The sequence below is a fragment of the Kribbella sp. NPDC048837 genome (assembly GCF_055586945.1).
In genome coordinates this window covers 166,995-184,078 of sequence record NZ_JBVJHF010000006.1, presented here as the reverse complement: position 1 = coordinate 184,078, position 17,084 = coordinate 166,995, and the positions used below count along the sequence as shown (strand labels likewise).

Annotated in this window: 16 protein-coding genes; 8 read left to right on the top strand and 8 right to left on the bottom strand. The window is 69.0% G+C overall.

The window, feature by feature from the left end:
* Window positions 1-133: 133 nt before the first annotated feature.
* The gene (locus ACZ6O0_RS27465; RefSeq protein ID WP_465767864.1) at window positions 134-2,101 is read left to right on the top strand and encodes a primary-amine oxidase; all 1,968 of its coding nucleotides are present in this window, start codon (window positions 134-136) and stop codon (window positions 2,099-2,101) included.
* Window positions 2,102-2,184: 83 nt separating this feature from the next.
* Here the strand turns inward: ACZ6O0_RS27465 and ACZ6O0_RS27460 are convergent, their stop codons facing one another.
* Both ACZ6O0_RS27460 and ACZ6O0_RS27455 read right to left on the bottom strand, forming a co-directional pair.
* A complete protein-coding gene (locus ACZ6O0_RS27460; protein WP_465767863.1) occupies window positions 2,185-4,728 on the bottom strand; it encodes an ABC transporter permease in 2,544 nt (847 codons plus the stop codon).
* 3 nt (window positions 4,729-4,731) lie between these two features.
* Window positions 4,732-5,481 (bottom strand): ABC transporter ATP-binding protein, encoded by a 750-nt coding sequence (locus ACZ6O0_RS27455; protein ID WP_465767862.1) that lies wholly within the window; start codon window positions 5,479-5,481, stop codon window positions 4,732-4,734.
* Between the two features lie 217 nt (window positions 5,482-5,698).
* On the opposite strand from ACZ6O0_RS27455, the gene ACZ6O0_RS27450 reads away from it, so the two are divergent.
* Together ACZ6O0_RS27450 and ACZ6O0_RS27445 are read left to right on the top strand one after the other, a co-directional pair.
* Window positions 5,699-6,988: a GAF domain-containing sensor histidine kinase gene (locus ACZ6O0_RS27450; RefSeq protein WP_465767861.1), complete on the top strand. Its 1,290-nt coding sequence runs from the start codon at window positions 5,699-5,701 to the stop codon at window positions 6,986-6,988.
* A 1-nt stretch (window position 6,989) separates the two neighbouring features.
* Entirely contained in the window at window positions 6,990-9,005 is a 2,016-nt protein-coding gene (locus ACZ6O0_RS27445; RefSeq protein WP_465767860.1) for a hypothetical protein, read from the top strand.
* On the opposite strand, the gene ACZ6O0_RS27440 is transcribed toward ACZ6O0_RS27445, so the two are convergent.
* The 4 genes from ACZ6O0_RS27440 to ACZ6O0_RS27425 all read right to left on the bottom strand — a co-directional run bounded on the left by ACZ6O0_RS27440 (window position 8,965) and on the right by ACZ6O0_RS27425 (window position 11,496).
* Window positions 8,965-9,339: a response regulator gene (locus ACZ6O0_RS27440; protein ID WP_465767859.1), complete on the bottom strand. Its 375-nt coding sequence runs from the start codon at window positions 9,337-9,339 to the stop codon at window positions 8,965-8,967. The two genes, ACZ6O0_RS27445 and ACZ6O0_RS27440, sit on opposite strands and share 41 nt — an antisense overlap.
* A gap of 92 nt (window positions 9,340-9,431) precedes the next feature.
* Window positions 9,432-10,112 carry a response regulator transcription factor gene (locus tag ACZ6O0_RS27435; protein ID WP_465767858.1) on the bottom strand — a complete coding sequence of 227 codons (681 nt, stop codon included), beginning with the start codon at window positions 10,110-10,112 and terminating at the stop codon, window positions 9,432-9,434.
* A 43-nt stretch (window positions 10,113-10,155) separates the two neighbouring features.
* Entirely contained in the window at window positions 10,156-10,749 is a 594-nt protein-coding gene (locus ACZ6O0_RS27430; protein ID WP_465767857.1) for an HdeD family acid-resistance protein, read from the bottom strand.
* A 27-nt stretch (window positions 10,750-10,776) separates the two neighbouring features.
* Window positions 10,777-11,496 carry an IclR family transcriptional regulator gene (locus ACZ6O0_RS27425; RefSeq protein WP_012922430.1) on the bottom strand — a complete coding sequence of 240 codons (720 nt, stop codon included), beginning with the start codon at window positions 11,494-11,496 and terminating at the stop codon, window positions 10,777-10,779.
* A 108-nt stretch (window positions 11,497-11,604) separates the two neighbouring features.
* Here ACZ6O0_RS27425 and leuC point away from each other — a divergent pair, with 108 nt between their 5' ends.
* From leuC to ACZ6O0_RS27400, 5 genes are all read left to right on the top strand, one after another.
* Complete coding sequence (gene leuC, locus ACZ6O0_RS27420; protein WP_465767856.1) at window positions 11,605-13,035, top strand: 3-isopropylmalate dehydratase large subunit; 1,431 nt, start codon at window positions 11,605-11,607, stop codon at window positions 13,033-13,035.
* Window positions 13,036-13,049: 14 nt separating this feature from the next.
* A complete protein-coding gene (leuD, locus tag ACZ6O0_RS27415; RefSeq protein ID WP_465767855.1) occupies window positions 13,050-13,649 on the top strand; it encodes a 3-isopropylmalate dehydratase small subunit in 600 nt (199 codons plus the stop codon).
* Window positions 13,650-13,905: 256 nt separating this feature from the next.
* Window positions 13,906-15,063 (top strand): magnesium/cobalt transporter CorA, encoded by a 1,158-nt coding sequence (gene corA, locus ACZ6O0_RS27410; protein WP_465767854.1) that lies wholly within the window; start codon window positions 13,906-13,908, stop codon window positions 15,061-15,063.
* Between the two features lie 29 nt (window positions 15,064-15,092).
* Window positions 15,093-15,278, top strand: coding sequence for a hypothetical protein (locus ACZ6O0_RS27405; RefSeq protein WP_465767853.1), 186 nt, complete (start codon window positions 15,093-15,095; stop codon window positions 15,276-15,278).
* 203 nt (window positions 15,279-15,481) lie between these two features.
* Window positions 15,482-16,066: an HU family DNA-binding protein gene (locus ACZ6O0_RS27400; protein WP_465767852.1), complete on the top strand. Its 585-nt coding sequence runs from the start codon at window positions 15,482-15,484 to the stop codon at window positions 16,064-16,066.
* Between the two features lie 128 nt (window positions 16,067-16,194).
* Here ACZ6O0_RS27400 and ACZ6O0_RS27395 read toward each other — a convergent pair whose 3' ends face one another.
* On the bottom strand, window positions 16,195-16,401 hold the full coding sequence (locus tag ACZ6O0_RS27395; RefSeq protein WP_465767851.1) for a hypothetical protein: 207 nt from the start codon (window positions 16,399-16,401) through the stop codon (window positions 16,195-16,197).
* 1 nt (window position 16,402) lies between these two features.
* The gene (gene cofC / locus ACZ6O0_RS27390) at window positions 16,403-17,074 is read right to left on the bottom strand and encodes a 2-phospho-L-lactate guanylyltransferase (RefSeq protein WP_465767850.1); all 672 of its coding nucleotides are present in this window, start codon (window positions 17,072-17,074) and stop codon (window positions 16,403-16,405) included.
* Window positions 17,075-17,084: the final 10 nt, after the last annotated feature.

Genomic DNA, 17,084 nt, shown 5'->3' with positions numbered 1-17,084 from the left:
CCCCTCCCCGGCCTGGTGTTCGTCCCTACTTCAAGCTAACCCCGCCACCGCCCGCGGTCGAGGCGGTGGCGCACCGAGTGCTGGCCGCGGACCGACGCGGAGTGGTTACATCGAAGAGCGCCTCCGGCACCCGATGGGGGCGGAAGAGGGGGAAACCATGGCGCAGCATCCACTCGAACCGCTGAGCGGCGACGAGTTCCGGCAGACGGCGGAGATCCTCCGCCGTGACCAGGGGGTCACCGACTCCTGGCGGTTCGCGTCCATCGAGCTGAAGGAGCCACCCAAGACCGAGGTGAACGCGTGGCGCCGGGGTGATCCCGTCCCGCGAACGTCGTTCGCGGTGCTGTGGAACCGCGCGGACAACCTCGCCTACGAGGCCACGGTCGACCTGACCGGCGACTCGGTCATGGCCTGGACGCACGTGCCTGGCGTCTGCCCGAACTTCACCGTGGACGAGTGGCACGAGTGCGACGTGGTCATGCGCGAGCACCCGGATGTCCTCGCGGCGCTGGCCAGACGCGGCGTGACGGACATGTCCCTGGTGCTGATCGACGTCTGGACCTACGCCAAGGCGCTGATGCCCGAGAAGTGGCGGGACCGCCGCCTGGGCTGGTGCGACGTCTGGCGCCGCGACACCCCTGCGGGCAACCCCTATGCTCACCTGATCGCCGGACTCAAGTTCGTTGTGGACATGAACACCATGGAGCTGCTCGAGATCGAGGAGGGCTCCGACCCCGGCTCGCCCGCTGTGCAGGCCGAGTACATCCCCGGGGTGTGGACGGGTGAACTGCGCACCGACCTCAAGCCGCTCCAGATCAGTCAACCCGAGGGCGTGTCCTTCACGGTCGAGGGGACCGAGCTGCGCTGGCAGAACTGGTCCATGCGGCTCGGCTTCAACTATCGCGAGGGGCCGGTCATCTACCAGGTCTCCTACGATGACCACGGTGAGGTACGCGACATCGCCTACCGGATGTCCTTCGCGGAGATGGTCGTGCCCTACCGGGACGGCTCGTTCGACCACTACCGGCGGACCGCGTACGACATCGGCGAGTGGGGGCTCGGCTTCATGACGACCTCACTCGAGCTCGGCTGCGACTGCCTGGGCGAGATCGTGTACGTCGACGCGACGCTGCACGATTCCAAGGGTGAGCCCTACACGATCAGCAACGCGATCTGCCTCCACGAGGAGGACAACGCCGTGCTGTGGAAGCACATCGACGGCACGACCGGCGCCGAGGTGCGCCGGATGCGCCGGATGGTCGTGTCGTGCCACGTCACCGTCGCCAACTACGAGTACCTCGTGTACTGGCGGTTCTACCAGGACGGCAACATCGAGTGCGAGGTGCGTGCGACCGGACTCATGGTCACGACGCCGTTCGCCGAGGGGGCGGAAGCGCCGGCTACCGGGACGGTGGTGGACAACCGCACCTATGCGCCGTTCCACCAGCACTTCATCGTCGCCCGGCTCGATCTTGACATCGACGGCGCCGGGAACACGGTGCTGGAGGTCGACTCCCAGGCGATGCCGGTCTCGGTGGACAACCCGTACGGACTGGACCTGGTGACCACAGCCACACCGGTCCGTTCGGAGGCGGAGGCCGGCCGGGACTACAGCTGGGAGCGGCAGCGGGGCTGGAAGGTGGTGAACCCCAACCGCACGAACCGCCATGGGACCAACACCGCGTACAAGCTCGTTCCGACTGCGTGCTTCCCGGCGATGATGGACCCCTCGACTGTCCAGTACGTCCGTTCCCCGGTCATCGGGCATACCGTGTGGGTCACCCAGAACCACGACGACGAGCGGTGGCCGGCCGGCGCGTACCCGACCCAGTCGATGACCGACGACGGCATGACCCGTTGGATCGCCGACGACGAGCCCCTGGAGAACACCGATCTCGTCCTCTGGTATGTCTTCGGCCTCCATCACGTCACCCGGGCCGAGGACTGGCCGATCATGCCTGCGGACGTGATCTCGTTCTGGCTGAAGCCGTTCGGCTTCTTCGATCAGAACCCCGCCATCGACGTCGCGCCGTCGGAGCGGACCGACGCGGAGGGACTCTGCCACACGGGCGTCGACGACGAGCACGCCCACCACCACTGAACATCGCCAACGGCGCCGCGTAACAGCGCGGCAGAGAGCACGAAGGCCCGGACCTCATGGTCCGGGCCTTCGTCTGTCACATCTCAGTCAGCCACCACCGCCTTCAGGACATCGACCTTGGCGGCGGACCTGGCCGGTCCGACGGCCGCCAGCACACCCGCGACCGCGGCCAGCACCACGTACAGCGCCACCTGCAGGCCGGGGATCGAGATGGCCTCGATGCCCTCGTCCGCGAGTGCCTGCGACAGTGCGAGCCCCAAGCCGATGCCGAGGGCGGCGCCGGCCAGTGCACCGATCAGGCTGATCACCACGGACTCCCAGCGCACCATCGCCCGGACCTGTGCCCGCGTCATGCCGACCGCCCGGAGCAGGCCCAGCTCACGGGTCCGCTCGAAGACCGACAGCACCAGGGTGTTGACGATGCCCAGCAGGGCGATGATGACCGCCAGCAGCAACATCACCGTGACGAAGGTGAGCAGCTTGTCGATGAAGCCGCTGGCCTCCTTCTCGAACCCCTTGCGGTCGAGCACCTTCGCGTCGGGGTGGTTGGCCAGGGCCGCGGTGATGGCCTTCTGGACGGTCGACCGGTCGGCGCCGGGGACGAGCGTGACCAGGCCGGAGGTGATCAGTTGCGGACCGGCCGCGGCGGTCTGAGCGGCGATGCTGATGACGAAGTCGTCGCTGATCCAGCCCTTGCTGTCGTAGATGCCGACGACCTTCATGGTGTGCTTGCCGGTTTCGGCGAACTCGGTCCCGATGGTGTCGCCGATCTTCCACCCGTGCGTCGTCGCGGCGGACTGCGCCACCACGATCCCGGTGGTGCCGAGGTCGGAGACGGAGCCGGCCGACAACCGCAGGTTCAGGCCCGCCGTCGCGGTGGCCGGGTCGACGGCGGAGTAGCTCGAGTCCGCGCCGTCGAACCGGGCTTGACCCCAGCCGCTGGCGGAGACCTTGTCGACTCCGGACACGCCCTGGACCGCCTTGATCGCCTCCGGGCTGTAGCCCGGGCCCTGGGAACTCGACGGGGTGATGAACAGGGAAGCGTTGGTCGAGTCCCCGATGATGTCCCCGAACGAGGCCTTCAGCGACGAGGCGAACACGCCCATGCTGACGACCAGGGTCAGGCCGACCATCAGCGCGGCGGCCGTGGACGACGTACGGCGGGGATTGCGCATCGCGTTCTGCCGGGCCAGTTCGCCGGGCAGGCCACGCATCCGCAGCGGTACGCCGATCAGTGACGCCAGCGGACGGGCGGCGGCCGGCAGCAGCATCAGGACACCGACGATGATGGCCAGCAGGCTCGGGCCGAACAGCTTCATGCTCAGGTCGGCGTACAAGGTCATGAACAGTCCGGTCAGACCGATGACGGTGACGACGGCCCCGCTGATCACCCGCTTCTTCGTCGGGTTGCCGGAGCCCGGCACTGCCTCACGCAGAGCCTCGACCGGCAGCACCTTCGTGGCCCGGTAGGCCGGGACGAGTGCCGCCACGACGGTGACCACGGTGCCGACCAGCAAGGAGACCACGATGGTGCGGGGTTCCACCTGCATCGACGTACTGGGCAGGCTGAAGCCGACCGCGCCCATCAGCAGGTGCAGGCCCTTGGCGACGAGGAGGCCGAGACCGATACCGACGGCCGACGCGACGAGGCCGAGCAGCAGCGCCTCGAGCACCAGGCTCCGGTTCACCTGGCGCCGGGTGGCGCCGATGGCCCGCAGCAGGGCGATCTCGCGGGACCGCTGGGTGATCGTCATGGTGAAGGTGTTCCAGATGATGAACGAGCCGACGAACAAGGCGATACCGGCGAAGATCGTGAACATCACGGTGACGACCCTCAGGTCCTTGTTCACCGCGTCCGTGGACTCCTGCACCACGGTCGCACCGGTGACTGCCTCGGCGCCGTCGGGCAGCACCGTGCTGATTCGCTGCACCAGGTCGGCCGGTGCCACGCCGGGCTCGGCGCTGACGCCGATCGAGTCGAAGAACCCGGGTGCTCCCAGCACCTGTTGCGCGGTGGCGGAGTCGAAGTAGGCCCCCGTCGTACCGCCGAGGTTCTTCTCGCCGCCGAAGCCGACGGTGCCGACCACGGTGAACTCCTGGGTCGGACCGCGGAACAGCACCTTGATCGTGGAGCCGAGGGCGATGTGGTGCTCCTCGGCGCTGGTGGCGTCGATCGCCACCTGGTGGGCACCTGAAGGCGCGGTACCGGTGAGCAGCTTGACGTCACCTCGCAGCGCCGGATCGGCCGGCAGGCTGTAGCCCATGGTGGGAGCTCCACCGCTGGTCAGGACGGCCCGGCCGCTGTTGTCGGTCAGCAGCGCGTAGCCACTCACCGAGCCCTCGGCGGTCCGGACCCCGTCGGCCTGCCGGACCTGGGTGAGGACGGAGGCGGGGATGGGCGCCCGGCTGGTGCTGATGCCTTCGGACTGGCTGTAGGCGGCCTCGGCGCGGACGACCGCGTCGGTGCCGGCGGAGACCTTGCCGAACAACTGGCCGAAGGCCAGATGCATGGTGTCGGTCAGGACGAAGGTGCCGGCCAGGAACGCGACCCCGAGCGCGATCGAGGCCACGGTCAGAGCGAGTCGCACCTTGTGTGCGAGCATGCCGCGCAGCGTTGCAGTGAACATGGCTCAGGCTCCTAGATGCTTCATGAAGTCGAGTACGGCGTCGGCCGTCGGCTCGAACATCTCGTCGACGACGTGCCCGTCGGCCAGGAACAGGACCCGGTCGGCGTAGCTGGCGGCGGTCGGGTCGTGGGTGACCATGACGACCGTCTGGCCGAGTTCCTTGACGGCCTTGCGCAGGAAGCCGAGCAGTTCGGTCCCCGACGCCGAGTCGAGTGCGCCGGTGGGCTCGTCCGCGAACACGATCTGCGGACGCGAGGCGAGCGCGCGGGCCGCGGCGACCCGCTGCTGCTGCCCACCGGACAGTTCGGTTGGGCGATGGGTCAGCCGCTCGGCGAGGCCCAGCTTGTCGACGATCGACTTGACCCAGATCTCGTCCGGCTTGCGGCCCGCGATGCGGATCGGAAGGACGATGTTCTCCGCGGCGGTCATCGTCGGCAGCAGGTTGAACGACTGGAAGATGAAGCCGATCTGGTCCCGGCGCAGCAGCGTCAGCGCCTTGTCGTTGAGCGTGGTGATCCGGGTGTCCCCGAGGAACACCTCGCCCGACGTGGGCCGGTCGAGCCCGGCGAGCATGTGCAGCAAGGTCGACTTGCCCGAGCCGGACGGCCCCATGATCGCGGTGAACCTACCGGCCTCGAGGCTGACGGTGACCTCCTCGAGCGCGGCGATGGTCGCGTCGCCGCTGCCGTAGAACTTGCTGACGCCCTCGGCCCGGGCCGCGGTCGTCGTCGGAGCGATGGTGGTGGCAGACATGTGATTCTCCCTGTGAACGGTTGCGATGTGCCCTGGTTCGACCCCCCGGTCGAGCGGCGTAGTCCCAGCAAAGGCGTTCCGGGCAGCCGATCCCATCGGGCTGGGCGCACGGCGCCGGGGCGCTGGCCGTGGGCAATCGGCGGTCGATCGTGCGGCTGACCCCACCCCGGGGGTTCGGGCTCTCCCATCCCGCAGTCGCTGGGCGCAGACTGCAGGGGTGAAGTTGTGGGGGCGACGGCGGACCCGCCGTGAACAACTCGCTGCGCTGCTGGTGCTGGGCGGGCTCGTGGTGTTCGTGGTGCTGGTGTACGTCGTCATCGTGCTGGGCGGCGGTGCGCTCATCGGCCACACCTCATCGCCGGATGCGGGACTTTCCGTCCTGGCGACCGCGGTGGTGGCTCTGTCCCTCGGGCGGGTGCAGGCACAGCTCGAGGTCGTCATGTCGCGGCTGGTGCACGGCGGATCGCAGTCGCCGTACGAGGTCTTGAGCCGGTTCTCGCCGGCGGTGACCGGCGGACCGGCGACCGATGACCTGCCCGCCCGGATGGCCGAGGTCCTGGCCGCCGGGACAGGTGCGAAGGCAGCGCAGGTGTGGCTGATGGTCGACGGCCGGTTGCGGCTCGCCGCCACCTGGCCCACGGACGGAGCGGCAGCCCGTGAGTTTCCCGGCCGGCGGCAGTTGCCGGTGCGCCAGGCCGGCGAACTGCTGGGCGTTCTGGTCGTGCAGGAACACGAGAACGTACCGCTGACGCCGGTCGAGGAACGGCTCTTCGCGGGACTGGCCGACCAGGCCGGGCTGGTACTGCGCGGCGTGCGCCTGCGGGCCGAGCTGGTTCATCGGCTCGCGGAGCTGTCCAGGCTCGCGACGGAACTGCGAAGGTCGAGGCAACGACTCGTCGACGCGCAGGACGCCGAGCGGAAGCGGCTCGAGCGCGACATCCACGACGGCGCTCAACAGCATCTGGTCGCGCTCGCGGTGAACCTGAGACTGGCCCACACCTTGGCCGGACGGTCACCCGAACGGGCCGATTGGCTGCTCGTGGAGCAGCGCGAGGCGGCCGCCGCGACCATCGAGACGATCACCAGCCTCTCGCGGGGCATCTACCCGACTCTGCTCGTCGACGAAGGACTTGCGGTCGCACTGCGATCGGCGGCCTCCCGGAGCCCGCTGCCGGCCGAACTGGTCGCGGCTGACATCGGCCGGTATCCGGCCGGCGTCGAAGCCGCGGCGTACTTCTGTGCTCTGGAGGCGATGCAGAACTCGGCCAAGCACTCGTCGGCGACGGCGATCCGGCTGGATCTGCGGGGCGGTCCCAGCGTCCTGGAGGTGACCGTCCGGGACGACGGTGCCGGGTTCGATCTCGGGGCGGCGCATGCCGGCGAAGGATTGGCCAACATGCGTGATCGGGTCGAGTCGGCCGGCGGCACCTTGACCATCGAGACGGCACCGTCGCGCGGCACCCTCGTGGCAGCGAGACTGCCTGCCGCACACCGGCCGGTGGCCTGACATGTACGCGCGGGTGGCCTGGGTGCTGGCGGCGCTCACCGTGCTCATCGCCGGCGCCGACGTCTGGGTCACGTCGGCCTACCGCGGGCTGCTGTCCGAGGAAGCCGTCGCCGTACACGGTTTCCCGTTCGTCTCCGGTGCGGTCGTGGGATGCTCGGTGATGGGCGCGCTGATCGTGGCACGCTGGGCCCGGCACCCGATCGGCTGGCTGCTCCTCCTGATCGGCTTCAGCGCGTCGATCTCGTTGCTGACCGAGGCCTACAGCGTGTGGGTGGCCACGGCCGACGGGCCGGGGTCCGCCGGCCTCGGCGGGATCGCGGGCTGGATCTCCGCACTGCTGGGCGGACAGCTCGCACTGGCTGCGCTGGCGATCGTCTTCCTGGTCGCGCCGGACGGCCGGCTGCTGTCCCGCCGTTGGCGCGCCGCGGTCGTCGTGACGTTGGTGGGGTACACCGGATACGCCGGGAGCCTGCTCACCCTGCCGCCGGCCCAGTTCGACATCGACCGGCAGGAGCTCGGGCCGATCGGCAGCGTGCTGTCGATCCTGGGGTTGCCTTTCATCACCGCTGGACTGGTCGCCGCGATGGTGTCCATCGTCCTCCGGCTGCGTCGTAGCCAGGGAGTGCAGCGGCAGCAGTTGCGGCTGATCGCGCTGTCGGCGGTGTTCGTTGCCCTGAGCTTCATCTACCTCATCGTCGCCCAGCTGCTCAACGGCGGACAGCAGACGTGGATCTCGAGCCTCCCGCTGTTCGCCTCCTTCTTCTGCCTCCCGCTGTTGTTCGCGGTCGCGGTACTGCGCTACCGGTTGTTCGACCTCGACCTGATCATCAACCGGGCCGTCGTACTTGCCCTGGGCACCATCTTTGCCGGGGTCGGCTACGTCGGTCTGGTCCTTGCGGTCGCCGCCTTGCTCAACACCCGGACCAGTGGGTTCTGGCTGTCGCTGCTCGCCACCGTGCTGGTCGCGATCGCCTTCCAGCCACTCCGCCAGCGGGTTGTCAGGTTCGCCAACCGGCTGGCCTACGGGGCCAGGGCGTTGCCCTACGAGGCACTCTCGGAGTTCAGCCGTCGCCTCACGGAGCCGCCGTCACCGGACGCGTTGCTGCCGGCTGTCGCCGAAGCGGCCGGGCGCGCGGTGTCCGCGGAGTCGTCCACCGCGGCCCTGCAGGTTCCCGGCCTGGTGGGAATCTCCGTTGCCTGGCCCGGGCCGGGCAACGGATCGCCGGAGTACCAGGTGCCCGTCCGCCAGGACGGCGACACCCTCGGCAGCATCGGCGTCACGATGCCGAAGGGGCACGGGCTCCGGGCCGCGGACGAGCGACTGCTGCAGGATCTGGCCGACCAGACCGCGCTCGCCTTCCGCAACGCCGCGATGGAGACCGAGCTGGCGGGGCACGTGGCTGCCCTCGATCACACCACCGAGGCGCTGGCGGAGTCCCGGCGAAGGATCATCGCGGCCGACGACGCCGCTCGCCGCCGTCTGGAGTCTGCGATCTCCCGCGACGTGCTGTCCCATCTGCGGCCGATGGCCGAGCGGTTGAACCGCCTCAGTGTAGCGAGATCGGGGAGTGCGGCGGCCGACGAGCTCGAGCAGCTGGTTGACGAGACCAATGCGGCACTCGAGTCGTTGCGCGAACTGACCCGAGGGCTGTTCCCCACCCAGCTCGGCCGGGCAGGGCTGGCCCGCGCACTCGGTTCACACCTGGCGCGCACCAATCAGGCGGTCGCTCTGCACGTCGAGCCGTCGGCCGACCGGCGATTCCCCTCCAGGGTCGAGGCGGCCGTCTATTTCTCCTGCGTCGAGGCGGTGCGGGCCGGGTCCGCGACGACCCGGATCGACCTCCGGATGGTGGCTGCGGAGCTCGAGGTGCAGATCCGTGGCGTGGCAGGCGATCAGATCGACGTACAGGCGCTGGTCGACCGGGTGGAGGCGGCGGGCGGACGGCTCGGGCTCGATGCCGCCGGTCTCCTGACGATCAGCATTCCGGTCGATCCCGGCGAGCCCACGCAGCAGTGAGCAGGTCCGGACCGAACGCGGCCTTGGCCAGGTACGAGGCGGCTCCGCAGCCGGCGAGGTCGAACTCGTCCCGGTCATAGGTCGAGAGCAGTACGACGACCGGCGGATCGGCGTCCCGGGTGATCTGCCGGGTGGCCTCGATGCCGTCGATCCCGGGCAGGTTGACGTCCATCAGCACCAGGCCCGGACGCAGCCGGGTGACGGCGAGCAGCGCCTCCTCGCCGGACGAGGCGGACGCGACGACGACGAAACCGTCCGTCTCCGACACGACCGCGGCGATCGCGCGCCGGAACGGCTCCTGGTCATCCACGATCAGCACGCGTACCTCGGCCACTTGCCCACCTCCTGACAGCCATCGTGGGGGAGAAGTCAGCGATCTGACATGGTGCTGTCCGCCCGGACCGGTGCGGCTGACCCCCACCGGCGTCAGCGGCCGGTCGGCCCACCGGTCGCTTCGAGGTAGGCGAGGACGGCCATCACGCGCCGGTTGACGTCGGACTCGTCGGCCAGGCCGAGCTTCTGGAAGAGCGAGCTGATGTGTTTCTCGACGGCCCGGGTGCTCATGAACAGGGCCTTGGCCGTCGCCTCGTTGCTGCGACCGGCGGCGAGTTCCTGGAGCACCTCGCGCTCGCGGTCGGTCAGGCCGGGCAAGGGTGACCGCGAATCCCGCGCCTTGCGCGCCAGCAGACCCTCGACCACCCGGGCGTCGAGGACGGAGCCGCCGCGAGCAACGTCGTACAGGGCTCGCAGCAGCTCGTCGCGTTGCGACACCCGCTCCTTCAGCAGGTACCCGAGGCCGGCGACGCCGTCGGACAGCAGGTCGAACGCGTAGTCCTCCTCGACGTACTGCGACAGCACGACGACCCCGATCGACGGGTGGTCGGCGCGGATCCGCTTGGCGGCGTCGATGCCCTCGGTCGTGAAGGTCGGGGGCATCCGGATGTCGGTCAGGACGGCGTCCGGCCGGTGCCGGTCCACGGACTCCAGCAGCGCGGCCGGATCGGTGACCACGTCGACGAGCTCGACGTCCTCGGTCTCGGTGAGCAGCGCGGAGATGCCTTCGCGCACGAGGAAGTTGTCATCCGCAAAGACAACTCGCAACGCCACAGCACTCACTGTAGGCCCGCCGTCCAGGCCGGGCCTGCAGTTGTCAGGCCGGGGACGGGCTGGTGTGTGCCGGACCGGACAGTTCGCGGCGTACTGACAGGCCCACGCCGATCAGGACGACGCCCCAGATCAGCGCGGTGACCCCGAGCAGTACGGCGATGCCGACCGCGCCGGCGCCCGGGTTCGCGGCGAACAGGATGCCCAGCAGGATCGAGAGAGCGCCGCTCAGCACCAGGAGCCAGCGCGGTGTCACCCGGTTGCTGCTGAACGCGCCGAAGAGTTCGAAGACGCCGCGGATGACCAGCCAGATGCCGAGGATCCAGGTCAGGGCCTTCGCGGTCAGACCCGGGCTGGTGATCGCGAAGAACGCGGCGATCAGGGCGATCACGCCGAGCGTGATCAGCCAGAGCCGGCTGCCGCGGGATTCCGGCTGGAAGGCCTGCATGATCGAGCCGATGCCGTCGACCAGGGCCCAGATGCCCCAGAGCAACGCGAGCGCGATCGCCGTGTTGATCGGCCAGACGATCGCGATGATCCCGAACACGATGCCGATCACGCCGCGGACGAGCAGCATCTTCCAGCCGAGAGTGAACCAGTCCCGCTCCATGTAGACCTCCTCGAGGCTTGTCAACCTCATGGTGATCCCAGCGTGACTGCTTGACAACTACTCAGAGGCGCGACGCAGTGCTTCGGAGAGACGCTCCGCAGCCGCCATGACGGCGGGGGCGTGCATCCGCCCGGGCTGGCGGGACAACCGCTCGATCGGGCCGGAGACCGACACGGCCGCGATCACCTTGCCGCTCGGAGACCGGACCGGTGCCGAGACGGAGGCGACGCCTTGCTCGCGCTCGCCGACCGAGTGGGCCCAGCCGCGACGCCGTACGCCGGCCAGTGCCGCGGCGTTGAAGGTCGCGTTGTGGAGGCCGCGGTGCATCCGCTCCGGGTCCTCCCAGGCCAGCAGTATTTGCGCTGCCGACCCGGCGGCCATGGTCAGCTGGCTGCCGACCGGCACGGTGTCGCGCAGGCCGGACGGACGCTCAGCGGCGGCGACGCAGACCCGGTACTCACCCTGGCGGCGGAAGAGCTGCGCCGACTCACCGGTGATGTCGCGCAGCCGCGCCAGCACCGGACCGGCGGTCGCGAGCAGCCGGTCCTCGCCGGCGGCCGAGGCCAACTCGCTGAGTCGCGGACCGAGCACGAATCGTCCCTGCATGTCGCGGCCGACCAGACGGTGGTGCTCCAGCGCCACTGCCAGCCGGTGTGCGGTCGGACGGGCCAGTCCCGTGGCCGCCACCAGGCCGGCCAGGGTCGCCGGCCCGGACTCGAGGGCGGACAGAACGAGAGCTGCTTTGTCGAGAACGCCGACTCCGCTAGAGTTGTCCATGAGACGATATTGCCGTCTCGAATCGTGGAACGCAAGTCGCTTCGGGACTCTGATCCGGAGCACTGTGAGCGATAAGCACCTGACCACATACCTCGAAGGAGCAGTCTGATGGGTAGGACGTTGTCGGAAAAGGTCTGGGATGCGCACGTCGTGCGCCATGCCGACGGAGAGCCCGACCTCCTCTACATCGACCTCCACCTGGTGCACGAGGTGACCAGTCCGCAGGCGTTCGACGGGCTCCGGCTGGCCGGCCGTCAGGTCCGCCGGCCCGACCTGACCATCGCCACCGAGGACCACAACGTCCCGACGTACGACGTGGACAAGCCGATCGCCGACCCGGTGTCGCGCACGCAGGTGGACACGCTGCGCAAGAACGCCGAGGAGTTCGGCATCCGGATCCACACCCTCGGCGACCCGGACCAGGGCGTCGTGCACGTGATCGGCCCGCAGCTCGGCCTGACCCAGCCCGGCATGACCGTGGTCTGCGGTGACAGCCACACCTCCACCCACGGCGCGTTCGGGGCGATTGCCTTCGGCATCGGTACGAGCGAGGTCGAGCACGTGCTCGCGACCCAGACGCTGATGCAGGCCCGGCCGAAGACGATGGCCGTCACGGTTGACGGCGTACTGCCCGACGGGGTCTCGGCCAAGGACCTGGTGCTGGCGCTGATCGCGCAGGTCGGCACCGGCGGCGGCCAGGGCTACATCGTGGAGTACCGCGGCGAGGCGATCCGGGCGCTGAGCATGGAAGCCCGGATGACGATCTGCAACATGTCGATCGAGTGGGGCGCCAAGGCCGGCATGATCGCGCCGGACGAGACCACGTTCGCCTACCTGCGGGACAAGCCGCACGCGCCGCAGGGCGTCGACTGGGAAGCCGCCGTCGAGTACTGGAAGAGCCTGGCCACCGACGCGGACGCGACGTTCGACCGCGAGGTCGTCCTGCGGGCCGAGGACATCGCGCCGTTCGTCACCTGGGGCACCAACCCGGGCCAGGGCATCCCGCTGTCGGAGAGCGTCCCGTCGCCGGACGACTTCGGCAACGAGAACGACCGGGTCGCCGCCGAGCGCGCGCTGGAGTACATGGGCCTGACCGCCGGTACGCCGATGCGCGAGATCCACGTGGACACGGTGTTCCTGGGCTCCTGCACCAACGGCCGGATCGAGGACCTGCGCGCCGCCGCCGGCGTGCTGGCCGGCCGGAAGGTTGCCGAGGGCACCCGGATGCTCGTGGTCCCGGGCTCGGGCCGGGTCCGGCTGCAGGCCGAGGCCGAGGGCCTGGACACGATCTTCAAGGACGCCGGCGCCGAGTGGCGGGGTGCCGGTTGCTCGATGTGCCTGGGGATGAACCCGGACCAGCTGGCACCGGGGGAGCGCAGCGCCTCCACGTCGAACCGGAACTTCGAAGGCCGTCAGGGCAAGGGCGGCCGCACCCACCTGGTCTCGCCGCTGGTCGCCGCCGCGACCGCGGTCACCGGAACCCTCGCGGCCCCCGCGGACCTTCCGCCGGTCGACGTCGCCGTACCCGAGAACGTCTGAGGAGCAGCAGAATCATGGAAGCCTTCACCCAGCACATCGGTACCGCGGCCCCGCTGCGCCGCAGCAACGTCGACACCGACCAGATCATCCCCGCGGTCTACCTGAAGCGGGTCACCCGGACCGGCTTCGAGGACGGGCTGTTCGCGGCCTGGCGCAACGATCCGGCCTTCGTCCTCAACCAGCCCGAGTACGACGGGGTCTCGGTGCTCGTGGCCGGACCGGACTTCGGCACCGGATCGTCGCGGGAGCACGCGGTCTGGGCCCTGCTCGACTACGGGTTCCGCGTGGTCGTGTCGTCGCGGTTCGGCGACATCTTCCGCGGCAACTCGGGCAAGGCCGGACTGCTCGCCGCGCTGGTCACCCAGGACGTCGTGGAGCAGCTGTGGACCACGATCGAGACCGACCCGGGCACCAAGGTCACGGTCGACCTGGAGAACAAGACGATCTCGGCCGGTGACGTCTCGGCGTCCTTCGAGATCGACGACTACACCCGCTACCGCCTGCTGAACGGTCTCGACGACGTCAGCATCACCTTGTCCCACGAGGCCGACATCGCCACCTACGAGGCGAGCCGTCCGTCCTTCAAACCGGCCACTCTGCCGGCGAAGGCCTGAACGAGCAGAGTTATCGCCGCCGTAACGCAACGCGGGCCGGCGGCGATAACTCTGGTGTTACCCTTGCGGGGTTGTCAGAACAAGGCTTGCGAGACCAGGGAGGTGAGGCGCTGATGAACAGCGATCCCTCCAGACATACCGGTCTCGCTCGACCTTGAGAGGCTGAAGTCCTCTGGTAGTTGCGGCTTGAGTGCCGTGGGGGTCGGGCAGACGCGTGCCCACCACTCACTGGCTTCACCGCACCTGGAGGACCCCAATGTCCGACCTGCGCCTGCGCACGCTCCGTGCCTTCGGTCGTACCCCTTCGCTGCGCGCCGCCGCGCGCCGGCACGCCGAGACCACGCCTGTTCTCGAGCCGGCCGAGAAGCCGCGCGAGCTCCCGAAGCCCAAGGGACACAGCGTCGTCGACAGCGCGATCTACTGCGGCGGCCGCCGGGTCGCGTCCCCGGGATCGCTGGCCGAGACCTATCGCGTATTGCACGACGCCCCGAAGAGCCTGGCCTGGATCGGCCTGTACCGCCCGGACAGCCGTGAACTCGCGTCGCTGGCGCAGGAGTTCGACCTGCACGAGCTGGCCATCGAGGACGCCATCCAGGCCCATCAGCGGCCGAAGCTGGAGCGCTACGGCGACACGTTGTTCGTGGTTCTGAAGGCCGCTCGCTACCGGGACGCGACCGAGGAGGTCGAGTTCGGCGAGGTGCACCTGTTCGTCGGCCCGGACTTCGTGGTGACGGTCCGGCATGCCGAGGCGCCCAACCTGGCCGCGGTCCGGCGCCGGGTCGAACGCGATCCCGAGCTGCTCAACCGCGGCACCGAGGCCGTGCTCTACGCGATCATGGACAAGGTCGTGGACGGCTACGCTCCGGTGGTCGCCGGTCTCGAGAACGACATCGACGAGATCGAGACCGAGGTGTTCCGCGGCGATCCGCAGGTGTCGCGGCGCATCTACGAACTGTCCCGCGAGGTGATCGAGTTCCAGCGCGCGACCCGGCCGCTGGTCGGCATGCTGGAATCCCTGCGCGGCGGCTTCGAGAAGTACGGCGTCGACGAGGAACTGCAACGTTCACTACGCGATGTGGCCGACCACGTCACCGAGGTGGTGGAGAAGGTCGACGGTTTCCGCGAACTGCTGCGCGACATCCTGACCGTGAATGCGACGCTGGTGGCCCAGGGACAGAACGAGGAGATGAAGAGCCTCGCGATCGCCAGCAGCGCGCAGAACGAAGAGGTCAAGAAGATCTCCGCCTGGGCGGCCATCCTGTTCGCGCCGACCTTGATCGGCACCGTCTACGGGATGAACTTCGACAACATGCCCGAGCTGCACTGGCAGTACGGCTACCCGTTCGCGGTCGGCCTGATGGGCATGGTGTGTGGCGGTCTGTACCTCATCTTCAAACGGCTCAGCTGGCTCTGACATGCTGTCTGCCAAGGAGGTGGACAGCCATGTGGGTGTTCCTGCGCAGAAAGCTGATCATGTGGGCGATCATCGCGATCGCGATCCCGTTGCTGGACTGGCTGCTCGGCAAGGTGGCCGCCGAGTTGCGCGCCAGGAAAGGTGACTCGGCCCTGACCAGAGGGCTCGACACAGCCCGGTCAGGGGTGCGAACACTGCGCGGAAAGCAGCGCTGACGGCGGTGACGGATGAGGACCGGATCGTTGCTCTGAAGGGATTCGGAGACCTCTGGAGGGCCGGATCGGGCCAAATTGTGGCACGAATCGCCCAAAACAAGGCCGAATTGCCGCGTTGGTGTTTGTGAACCGCCACTTGAGTCCATAACGTTCCTGTGAGATCGAGCGCTGTGCTCGACGCCTAGTGTTCACGGAGGGAAGCAGTGAACAAGAGCCAGTTGGTCGAAGCGCTCGCAGTGCACTTCGACGGAAACCGCCGCCAGGCCCAGCACGCTCTGGAATCGGTGATCGACACCGTGGAGCGCGAGCTGACCAAGAAGGGTGGCAAGGTCGCCATCACCGGTTTCGGTGCCTTCGAGGCCATCGAGCGTGGGGCGCGCATCGTGCGCAACCCGCGGACCGGTGAGACCAAGCGTGCCAAGAAGACCGTGGTTCCGAAGTTCCGCGCGGGTGCGGAGCTGAAGGCCGTTGTCTCCGGTGCGAAGAAGCTGCCGAAGCTGGTCGTCCCGAAGCCGGCCGCGACCGCCACCAAGGCGGCCGCCCCGGCGAAGAAGGCCGCGCCGGTCAAGGCCGCTGCAACCAAGACCGCCGCCGCGAAGAAGACGACGGCCACCAAGACGGTCGCGAAGAAGGCTCCGGCCAAGACCGTCGCGAAGAAGGCCCCGGCCAAGACCGTTGCCAAGAAGGCTCCGGTGAAGAAGGCCCCGGCCAAGACCGTTGCCAAGAAGGCGCCGGCCAAGAAGGCCCCCGCCAAGAAGGCTCCGGCGAAGCGCGCAGCCACTCGCTGACCTTCAAGCACTGCAGCACCGCAGTATCGCACTACAGCGAAGGCCGGTCACCCCACTCCAGGGGCGACCGGCCTTCGCCGTGTGCACAGGTTTTGTACCGAGCCGTGTCCGGGTGCCTCGGGCAACGGTCAGAGCTCGGTGGCGAACTCCACCTTGGTGACGGTCAGTTCGGCGCCGGAACCGGTGGTCTCCAGCCGCACCCGCTGGCCGACGCGCAGATGCCGGACCGGGGTGTCGGCGACGGCGTGCACGGTGAACGGCAGCTCGACGCCGCGATCGGTCAGCACCGCACCGGAGAAGGTCTCGGTGTCGTAGCGGCTCACAGTTCCTTGCATGTCAGCAGGCTAGACCCTCGGTGCCGGTCGCGGCGCCGAGGACCAGCGACATCACCTCCGCGGTCGCCGGACCCACACCGAGTTGTACGGCGTGGGCCAGATCGGCTGCCGTGTCGACATCACGACGTACCGACTCGATGCCGGTGAGCTCGATCGGCACCGCACCGGACGCCTGGTGGGCTAGTGCGGAACCGACGCCGAAGCGCGGATCCAGCGGCACCCCCGGAGCTGCCGCGAGCAACGTCGTCCCCGTGCCGGGAAGGTCGATCACGAACGAGCGCGGCGCCACACACGCCGCCAGGGCGGCGGTCAGCTCGGCCGGACGCAACGCGGGCAGATCGGCGGACAGAGCGGCCACCGCGTTGCCTGGGAACTCGGCAGCGGCCACAGTGGCTCCATGCAGCAAGGCTTCGTTCAGACCCTCGCCGGGGAGATCGGGGACGACGCGCGCGCCCATCGCGGTCACATCCGCGGCCACGACCGGATCGTCGGTGACGACCAGGACCGCGCGGACCAGGGGAGAGGCGAGCGCGGCCGCAGTAGTGTCGACAGCGAAGGCGCGGGCGAGCTCCGGACGGTGCTGAGGGTAGGCGGGGGCGAGCCGGCTCTTCGCGATCGCCGTACGCTTCACCGGGATCGCCAGGATCCAGGGAGCGACCTGTAGGTCTGCCATCAGGCAGGAT